This is a genomic window from Taylorella asinigenitalis ATCC 700933 (assembly GCF_000687755.1).
Classification (GTDB): Bacteria; Pseudomonadota; Gammaproteobacteria; order Burkholderiales; family Burkholderiaceae_B; genus Taylorella; species Taylorella asinigenitalis.
The window spans coordinates 1-9,137 of the sequence record NZ_JHXN01000021.1; the positions used below are offsets into that span (position 1 = coordinate 1).

Annotated in this window: 11 protein-coding genes and 1 tRNA gene; 8 read left to right on the forward strand and 4 right to left on the reverse strand. The window is 41.1% G+C overall.

All coding sequences use genetic code 11. From position 1 onward, the window contains the following. Positions 1-76, reverse strand: a tRNA-Gly gene (locus tag T432_RS0107415). Between the two features lie 128 nt (positions 77-204). Here T432_RS0107415 and murB point away from each other — a divergent pair. Next, positions 205-1,221 carry a UDP-N-acetylmuramate dehydrogenase gene (gene murB, locus T432_RS0107420; RefSeq protein ID WP_028884758.1) on the forward strand — a complete coding sequence of 339 codons (1,017 nt, stop codon included), beginning with the start codon at positions 205-207 and terminating at the stop codon, positions 1,219-1,221. Here the strand turns inward: murB and fur are convergent. Next, positions 1,214-1,630 (reverse strand): ferric iron uptake transcriptional regulator, encoded by a 417-nt coding sequence (gene fur / locus T432_RS0107425; protein ID WP_014111842.1) that lies wholly within the window; start codon positions 1,628-1,630, stop codon positions 1,214-1,216. The two genes, murB and fur, sit on opposite strands and share 8 nt — an antisense overlap. A 92-nt stretch (positions 1,631-1,722) precedes the next feature. Between fur and T432_RS0107430 the strand changes: the two genes are divergently transcribed. Both T432_RS0107430 and dapB read left to right on the forward strand, forming a co-directional pair. After that, positions 1,723-2,142 (forward strand): outer membrane protein assembly factor BamE, encoded by a 420-nt coding sequence (locus T432_RS0107430; RefSeq protein ID WP_014111841.1) that lies wholly within the window; start codon positions 1,723-1,725, stop codon positions 2,140-2,142. Between the two features lie 3 nt (positions 2,143-2,145). Then, the gene (gene dapB, locus T432_RS0107435) at positions 2,146-2,886 is read left to right on the forward strand and encodes a 4-hydroxy-tetrahydrodipicolinate reductase (protein WP_028884759.1); all 741 of its coding nucleotides are present in this window, start codon (positions 2,146-2,148) and stop codon (positions 2,884-2,886) included. Between the two features lie 92 nt (positions 2,887-2,978). Here the strand turns inward: dapB and recN are convergent, their stop codons facing one another. Further along, the gene (gene recN / locus T432_RS0107440) at positions 2,979-4,670 is read right to left on the reverse strand and encodes a DNA repair protein RecN (protein WP_028884760.1); all 1,692 of its coding nucleotides are present in this window, start codon (positions 4,668-4,670) and stop codon (positions 2,979-2,981) included. Beyond that, positions 4,664-5,566: an NAD kinase gene (locus T432_RS0107445; RefSeq protein WP_014111838.1), complete on the reverse strand. Its 903-nt coding sequence runs from the start codon at positions 5,564-5,566 to the stop codon at positions 4,664-4,666. The genes recN and T432_RS0107445 overlap by 7 nt, the downstream gene beginning before the upstream one ends. Positions 5,567-5,670: 104 nt before the next feature. Between T432_RS0107445 and hrcA the strand changes: the two genes are divergently transcribed. The 5 genes from hrcA to T432_RS08510 form a co-directional block, all read left to right on the forward strand. Continuing rightward, positions 5,671-6,675, forward strand: coding sequence for a heat-inducible transcriptional repressor HrcA (gene hrcA, locus T432_RS0107450; RefSeq protein ID WP_028884761.1), 1,005 nt, complete (start codon positions 5,671-5,673; stop codon positions 6,673-6,675). Position 6,676: 1 nt separating this feature from the next. Next, positions 6,677-7,690, forward strand: a complete 1,014-nt coding sequence (gene hemH / locus T432_RS0107455) for a ferrochelatase (protein ID WP_028884762.1) — start codon at positions 6,677-6,679, stop codon at positions 7,688-7,690. Then, positions 7,677-8,237: an LbetaH domain-containing protein gene (locus tag T432_RS0107460; RefSeq protein WP_014111835.1), complete on the forward strand. Its 561-nt coding sequence runs from the start codon at positions 7,677-7,679 to the stop codon at positions 8,235-8,237. Before hemH ends, T432_RS0107460 begins: the two co-directional genes overlap by 14 nt. 70 nt (positions 8,238-8,307) lie before the next feature. Then, positions 8,308-8,904, forward strand: a complete 597-nt coding sequence (gene grpE, locus T432_RS0107465; protein WP_028884763.1) for a nucleotide exchange factor GrpE — start codon at positions 8,308-8,310, stop codon at positions 8,902-8,904. Between the two features lie 130 nt (positions 8,905-9,034). Then, on the forward strand, positions 9,035-9,137 hold a 103-nt coding region (locus T432_RS08510; RefSeq protein ID WP_156026348.1), incomplete at its 3' end, for an Hsp70 family protein.

Here is a 9,137-nt window from a genome sequence, read left to right on the forward strand (position 1 = left end):
TGGAGCGGGAAACGAGTCTCGAACTCGCGACCTCAACCTTGGCAAGGTTGCGCTCTACCAACTGAGCTATTCCCGCATCATAAACGCAAAGAGCTTTGCATTTAGAAGTAGTTTGTAAAGCAGTATCTCTACCGTCTACAAAAGAAATAAATTATAATGATTGCTTTCTTTCACGTCAAGCCAAATCCCCTTTATTAAAATAATATGACGTTTTTACCACAAAAAAACTTTGATTTAACCACTCACAATACTTTTAAACTTCAATCAAAAGCGGCCTACGGCGGCTACTTAGAATCAGAGGAACAAATTCCTTCTCTCATTAATACAATTAAAGAACTCAACTTGCCTTATTACATATTAGGAAGTGGTAGTAATGTCATTTTAAGAGAGCAAATAAATGGGCTTGTAATAATCAATCATCTATCTGGAATTGAACACCTAGAGCACACAGATGAACATTATCGTTTACGTATAGGAGCAGGTGAGTTATGGCACAAACTTGTCTTGTATACAATCGCTCATGATATGCCTGGTCTTGAAAATCTCGCACTTATTCCAGGTACTGTTGGAGCGGCCCCAGTTCAGAATATAGGTGCTTATGGAAAAGATGTGTCTGCATTTATTGAGTCTGTTGAAACCGTCGATTTAGAGACTGGAGTTCACAAAATTTTTTCCAAGGATGAGTGCCAGTTCTCTTATAGGGAGAGTTACTTTAAGGCTCATGGATATAAGCCGATGATAAGTCACGTGGGCATTGCCATCCCGAAGGAGTGGAGGCCAGATATAAATTATGCGGATTTGCTGAAGTATGTAGGTATAAGTGAAACGTCTGATGCACGGGCGATTATGAATGCTGTGATTGATATACGTACTCAGAAACTTCCTGACCCTGCTTTCTGTGGCAATGCTGGTAGTTTCTTTCTCAATCCTTATGTGGACCGCGAAAAATTTGAAGCGATTTTTAAGGATTTTCCTGAAATTAAAGCCTATCCTATTAATGAGAATACATACAAGGTGGCTGTCGCATGGCTTATTGAAGCTGCGGGTTGGAAGGGGAAAAGCCTAGGAACGCCTGCTGCAGTTCACGAGAATCATGCACTAGTTTTAGTAAATAAAGGCGGGGCTACGGCATCCGATATTTTGGAATTATCAGATGCCATAAGTGAGGATATTTATAAAAAATTTGGAATTAAAATCGAACCAGAGCCGAGAATTATTTAGTTCGGCAATTCGGGCAAACACCGTAAATAGTCATGGTGTGATCTAGTAGTTCAAAACCATAGTGGTCCGCAACTTTATTCTGAGCCGCTTCCATAGTTTCATCTACAAATTCTTCGACTCTTCCGCAAGAGACGCATACCATGTGATCGTGATGCTCGTTATCGTTTAGTTCGAACACAGATTTTGTGCTATCAAACTGGTTACGCATAAGCAAACCAGCATGTTCGAACTGAGTCAAAACACGATATATGGTTGCTAAACCGATATCCACATTTTCCGCAGAAAGTAGTCGAAATACATCTTCCGCAGTTAAGTGACGCGTTTCTGAATTTCTAAAAAGGTCAAGAATTTTGAGTCTAGGGTAAGTGGCTTTCAGGCCTTTATTTTGCAATTCTTGATAGTCGCTCATGCAAATCCCCAAATATATTATTGGGTTTCATTATAACCGTTTTCGATAAAACACTTTATAATTAATGTTTACGAAATCTTCTTACAATAACTATGAAAAAATCGAATTTACCTAAGATCGCATTTTCAATTCTGCTAGTGTCATTTGTTGCTGGATGTAGTGGTGGTCGATGGGGATTTCCGTACAAGGCTCCAATTCAACAAGGTAACTGGGTAACTCAGGAGCAGTTAGATTTACTTCAAAAAGGAATGACCAAAGAACAAGTGGTCTTCGCATTAGGAAATCCTGTTTCAAAAGATATCTTTAGGGCTAATCGCTGGGATTATCGTTACACATTTAAATCAGGATTTGGGTCTATGATTAAACGGGATTTAAGTCTTTGGTTTGACAGTAATGATAGATTGGTGGATTGGAAGGCGGATCCATTGCCACAATCGCAGCCTGCGACATTTAAAATTCAACAAACTGGTGGTGTTAAGCCTGAAGCCGCACCTGAAGTTCCAGCCAACTAATTTATGAAGATTTCTATCTCTGGGGCCTCTGGCCGTATGGGACGCATGCTTCAAGAGGCAGCCACTCAAATTACGAGACTTGAAATTGTCTCTCTTCTTGATCAAGGTATGACGGATGAGCAGTTGCTCGAGAGGCTTCGTGCGGCTGATTGTCTTATTGACTTTACTAGACCCGAAGCTTCTATGCATTACCTGCCTTTGTGCGAAGAGCTGGGTACGAAAATGGTCATTGGCACCACGGGTTTTACTGCTGAGCAGAAGCATCGAATCGAGCAAGCGGCTCAGAAAATCGCTATTGTGATGGCTTCGAACATGAGTTTCGGCGTTAATGTGACGGTTAAGCTTTTGCAAGAAGCGGCTAAGCTATTAAAAAATTATGATATAGAGATTTACGAAGCTCATCATAAGCATAAGGTCGACTCGCCCTCAGGCACGGCTATTATGATGGGTGAGGCTATAGCTGACACTTTAGACGTGAATCTTGCGGATGTGGCCGATTGGACGCGCCACGGTCAGGTTGGGGCTCGTAAGGATGGGCATATTGGCTTTTCTGTGGTACGAGGCGGCTCTATTGTCGGTGAACATAAGGTTATGTTTTGCGGTGAAGGCGAGGTTATTGAAATCACGCATAAGTCTTCGAGCCGTGAGCATTATGCTGAAGGGGCGTTTAAGGCGGCTCTATTTCTTGAGATCAAGGACACTGGCTTATTCGATATGCAGGACGTTATCACTTCTGATTTATAGGCCCTTGCTTTGTTCCAATCTCAGGTCCAAGGCTTAGGCCCTTGCTTTGAGCTTATTCTCCTAAGCAAATTCCACTCATAGATCTAAATCCCTCACTCTTCAGAACTTGTCTTTATGAGCTCCTTCGCATGTGCTTTGGTAGTCGCAGTGATTTTCACGCCTCCAAGCATCCGAGCGATTTCGTCCACTCTTTGCGTTTCATCCAATTTGCGTATTGTTGAGATGGTTCCGCTTTCTCGGCTCTCTTTATTGACCTCAAAATGATGATGAGCACATGCCGCTACCTGAGGCAAATGTGTGACGCATAAAACCTGATGGTCGCTTGAAAGTTTACGCAAAAGTTTGCCTACTATTTCTGCAACGCCGCCCCCAATCCCAGAGTCAACTTCATCAAATATAAGAGTAGGCACTTGTTGTGCACGGCTGGCAATAACCGAAATTGCAAGCGATATTCGTGCTAATTCCCCTCCAGATGCGACTTTCGATAATGGCATAACTTCGGTCCCCGCATGACCTGCGACTAAAAATTGAACAGATTCCAAGCCATGAGCATTCGCTTGTGGCAATGCTTCCGTCGCTATCTCAAATCGTCCCCCCTCCATCGCTAGTGTTTGCATAGCCTTACTAACTTCTGCCCCAAGAGTCGCTGCAGTGGCTCTTCTTGCTTCGCTTAGTTTACTGGCAATGGACATATATTTAATCTCGCAATCCTTAACTTGAGCCACAAGCCCATCAATATCAACAGACACTTCAAGATCAACCAATCGTGTTTCTAACCGCTGTTTATGCTCAAGTGCATCCTCTGGTTGAAAGCGAAATTTTTTCGATAAATCGTAGTATTTGCGAAGACGTGCTTCAACTGATTCGAGTTGTGCGGGATCATTTTCAACATTATCCAGGTAACGACGTAATTCGCTGTGAGCCTCATCTGCAGCAATTCTTGCGGATTCCAATGAATCTAATATATCACGCAAGGATTTATCGCTCTCAACTAAATCATTTAAGATTGAGACGCTTTGTTCTAAGCCATCGACTACACCAACACCAACTCCAGAACCATAGGCACTTACAGCACCATCGTTTTCCGAATCAAGCAGATTAATGATTTGAGCAACGCCTTCAATCAATTCACTCGCATTTGAAAGCCTAGTATGCTCTTCATTTATAAGAACCCATTCGCCCTCAACAGGCTGTAAATCTTGAAGCTCACTAAGCTCCCACTGAACCTGTGCAATTTCTCTATCAATACTATCGGCTTTTGATTTTGCTTCATCTAGTAGTTTTTTTGCTGATTGCCATTTATTCCACGCATCAGCTACTTCCCGTACTAATGAGAAATGACCTCCCTGTGCATCAAGTAAATCGCGTTGAGATTGTGAGCGTAATAAAAGTTGATGTGCGTGCTGGCCATGAATATCAATCACTAATTCAGCAATCTCCTTCATTTGTGCCAATGTACACGGCACCCCATTTATAAAGGCTTTGCTATTTGAATTTGAATCAATAATGCGTCGCAAAATTAACTCGTCTGTCCCGTAATCGTGCACTTTAAGCCAATGCCCAACATTATCGCTAACAGTAAAAACTGAGGTTATATCAGCCTTTGCACAACCACTGCGTACAACAGATGAACTCGCTCTTTGCCCTAGAGTTAGAAGTAAGGCATCAATCAAAATAGATTTTCCAGCTCCAGTTTCACCCGTGAATACAGTAAATCCTTCCTCAAAAGAAATATCTGCACGTTCTACAATCACAAAATCACGAATATGCAGAGAAACTAGCATTCACCTTCCTCATGGCCTTCTGGCATGATATTCCAGTGCAGTTTTTTGCGTAGAGTTGAGAAATAGCTATATCCCACTGGATGGATAAACTGAGCTGGATTCTTGGATTTTCGTACCATGATTTTGTCGTTCACTTGAAGATTATTCCAGCTTTGCATATCAAAGTGCACGTTTGCTCCGAAACCTGAATGGCTCGCATCGCATACGGTTAGAGTAATCGCTCCACTGGTAGGAAGCACAATAGGCCTATGTGATAGTGTCTGCGGTGCAATGGGCACGACTAAAAACGCATCTGTTTTAGGGTGCATAATTGGTCCATCCGCAGATAGAGCATATGCAGTAGATCCTGTAGGGGTGGAAATGATTATGCCGTCGGCCCTCTGCCTATACATATGAACCCCATCGAAATCAACGGACACCTCTATCATCCCAGCGATGCCAGCACGATTTAATACTACGTCATTTAGTGCGATACCTGCATGAATTTCCTCAGACCCACGAATTATCGAGCCTTCAAGTAAGGCTCTTTTTTCAACTGTAAATTTTCCTTCAATAACAGACTGCACTGCAGCTTTTGATTTATGTACTGGAACATCTGTTATAAATCCTAAACGACCATGATTTATGCCAAGTAATGGCACGTGATAAGGTGCAAGTGAGCGAGCGGCTCCCAACATTGTGCCATCACCCCCTAAAACAATAGCCATATCTGCAAGTGCACCAATCTGGTCCATAGAGCCAATGTGATACTCATTTAATCGAGTATATTTAGCTGTGTCTTTTTCGATAATAACTTCAATTCCCGCATCAATTAGCTGATTAGCCAATTCACGCAAAGGCACGTCCATGCCTGAATCTTGATAACGCCCAACCAAAGCAATGGTTGAAAAATGCATAGATCAACCTTATATAAGCAAAATATGATTAAATGAATTATATATTAAGCAGTGTATAAAATTGGTACTAGGATTTTTTTATCCTTGGGCATAATGGATTTGAGATGGATGACAGATCTTCAGAATTACTTACAAAATTAATTCAAGAATATATTCAAAAGGGTCAACCTGTTGGGTCTAAGCTTTTGGCCACTCATTTCAGTTTGTCATCAGCAACTATACGCAACGTTATGTCGGATTTAGAACGTCTAGGCCTTATTCATAGCCCCCATACATCTGCTGGTCGGGTACCCACACCAAAAGGGTATTCATATTTTGTAAATAATTTGCTTACTTCTAAACCGAGTTTTTGTGAGAGCCATGCAATCATAGAAGAAGCTTTAAGTACTTCAAATGCAAATTCAGTTCCAGATTTAATTGAAACGGCGGCAGGCATTCTTTCAAAACTTACACATTTTGCAGGTGTAGTTGTAATTCCAAATAGAGAATTGCACTTTAGGCATATCGAATTTGTGCGACTCTCGGACAGAACGGTTCTGATGATTTTAGTGTCACCTGAAGGTGAAGTGTTCAATAAGATACTAAATGTGAACCCTGAAATTACGGATTCATCATTGCATGAAGCGGCTTTATTTTTAAATACACATTATTCAGGCATGCCTCTTTCACAAGTTAGAAGCGAAATCACAAATCAGCTCAAAAACTTAAAACTTGATATATCATCCCTAATGCAATCGGCTATTGATTCTGGATTGACATCTTCGGGTGGTCAAATAAAAATCGCAGGTCAGGGAAAACTTCTCGATTCTGAAGATTTGGTCAGTGATCTCTCAAAACTCAAGAAGACATTTTCGCTTTTTGAGCAAAAATCGGAACTTGCACATATACTGCATTTGGTATCGCATTCTCAAGGAGTGCAGATATATATTGGCGGAGAGTCGCCATACATGCCACTTCAGGACTTATCCATAGTCGCATCATCCTATAAATCAAATGGTAAAATCATAGGGTCTTTAGGCGTGATAGGTCCAAGTCGCATGGCTTACGATAAGGTTATACCCATAGTTGATATCACGGCTAAATTATTATCAAATACATTGAATGGTTAATATGCATTCTTCATTAGATTCCCGTAATAATCGCTTAGGCGTGCTTCTAATAAATTTAGGTACACCAGAGAAACCAACAACATCCGCAATCAGGGCCTATTTAAAAGAATTCTTATCTGATAGACGCGTAATAGAGGTGAATCCAGTTATTTGGAAAGTGATATTGAATGCGTTTATATTGCCACTAAGAGCTCCAAAATTAGTACCTAAATATGAAAGTATTTGGTCTGAGGAGAGGGGTGCTCCGCTTTTGTATCATACGCAGGATTTAGCGGAAAATATTAAAAAATTCTTATCAAGCAACATTTCCGTTGGGGTGGCTATGACATACGGATCGCCCTCCATTAATGATGAAATCAAAAAGTTCGGTAATGAGGGAATTGAAAGAATTTTATTCGTTCCTTTGTACCCGCAGTATTCGGGATCAACTACTGGGTCTGTTTACGATGCAGTATCTAGAGCTTTAAATAAAATTAGGAACCTTCCCGAGATACGCTTTATAAAAAGCTATTACGAAAGAGAGGAGTATATTGGGGCTATTGTCAAGTCGATCTTAAGGCATTGGGATGAGCATGGAAAGCCAGACAGATTGCTATGCAGCTTTCATGGTCTGCCACAAGATATGATCGATGCGGGAGATCCATATTATGAGCAATGTGTGCGGACGGTGGAGCTGATAAAGGGGGCATTGCCACAGGGAGGGCCTCAAGTGGATTTGGCATTTCAATCGAAATTTGGTCGGGCAAAGTGGATTGAGCCTGCTACTGAATCGGTTATACGCTCTTACCCAACTCAGGGAGTAAAAAATGTGCATATTATTGCCCCTGGGTTTGCGGCTGATTGCATAGAGACAATAGATGAAATCGACCGCGAATTACGAGAAATATTTTTGGAAAATGGGGGCGAGAAATTTAGCTATATCCCGTGCCTTAATGGTGATGAATTTTGGGCTCAGGGGCTAGCAAATATTATCAATGACCATATTAGTAATTGGAGTCAAAATGTTAAGACTTAATCCTAGAGGTGATTTTCCTGAAGTATCTGAGACGGCTTTTGTTGACCCGACGGCTATTGTCTGTGGTAGGGTTATTGTTGGGCCGAATGTGTTTATCGGTCCATATGCCGTTATTCGTGCTGATGAGGTAGACGCAAATGGGGATATCGAGCCTATTACAATCGGTGCTTATTCTAATATTCAAGATGGGGTAGTAATTCATTCTAAGGATGGGGCACCAGTTGTGATTGGAGAGCACTCAAGCATTGCCCACAGATCTATCATTCATGGGCCATGTGTTATTGGAAACCGTGTGTTTGTGGGCTTTAATACTGTGGTTTATAACTCGGTAGTGGGGGATGAATCGGTATTGCGTCATAACTGTGTGGTCGACAGCCACGATATTCCTGAGAGATTTTATTTGCCATCTGCGACTGTTGTTCGAAAAGCGACTGACCTAAACAAATTAGATACGGTGCCTGAGGATGCACGCAATTTCTCTGAATCCGTTATGCTTACAAATATTAGTTTTGCGGCGGCCTATAGGAAAATTCAAAATACTCTTTGAAGAATTACTTGAAATAATCAAAACCATCCCTAGATACATTGAGTAACTAGGGATTTTTTTTGGAGTATTTATGCAAAATACTGATAATGATTTGAATAACTCTGAGCTTAATGAAGAAATAAATAATGAGGCTTTAGAGGATATTCAGGATCAAATCGAGGATGAGGGATTAGAGGGATTAGAACAGGATAATGGTTTTGTTGAGTCTGAAGACCCACAAAAATTGATTTCTGAGCTTCAAGAGCAAGTTATGCAGATGCAAGATCAAAGTTTGCGTGCTATGGCTGAAGTAGAAAATATTAGACGTCGTTCAAATGAAGAGATTATTAAGGCTCGCAAATATGCACTGGAGGGGTTTGCGGCGGAGTTATTGCCAGTAAGAGATTCGCTAGAGGCGGCTTTAAGTGCGGAAGAACAAAGTCTAGAAAGTCTAAAAGAGGGCATGGACCTTACTTATAAGCAATTAACTCAAGCTTTAGAGAGAAATAATCTTACAGAAATTGCTCCTGATGCTTCGACTAAATTTGACCCCAATTTTCATCAAGCAATTTCATCTGTCCCTAACTCCGAGATAGAGAAAGACTGTATCGTTCAGGTATTGCAAAAAGGGTATAAATTAGCGGATAGAGTGGTTCGTCCTGCATTAGTGATAGTATCGGCTGGGTAAGTTAAAGGGAAAGATTGATGGGGGGCGGGGGCATTGCCACCTAATGGAAGAAAATTTTCTATTTTTTCTTGAAATTTTTTATGCAACCCATACATACAAATCATAAAGAATTTATTTAAAGGATTTCAATATGTCTAAAATTATTGGTATTGACTTAGGAACTACTAACAGCTGCGTTTCAGTTATGGACGGCGGCCAAATTAAAGTCATCGAAAACTCTGAGGGTGCACGTA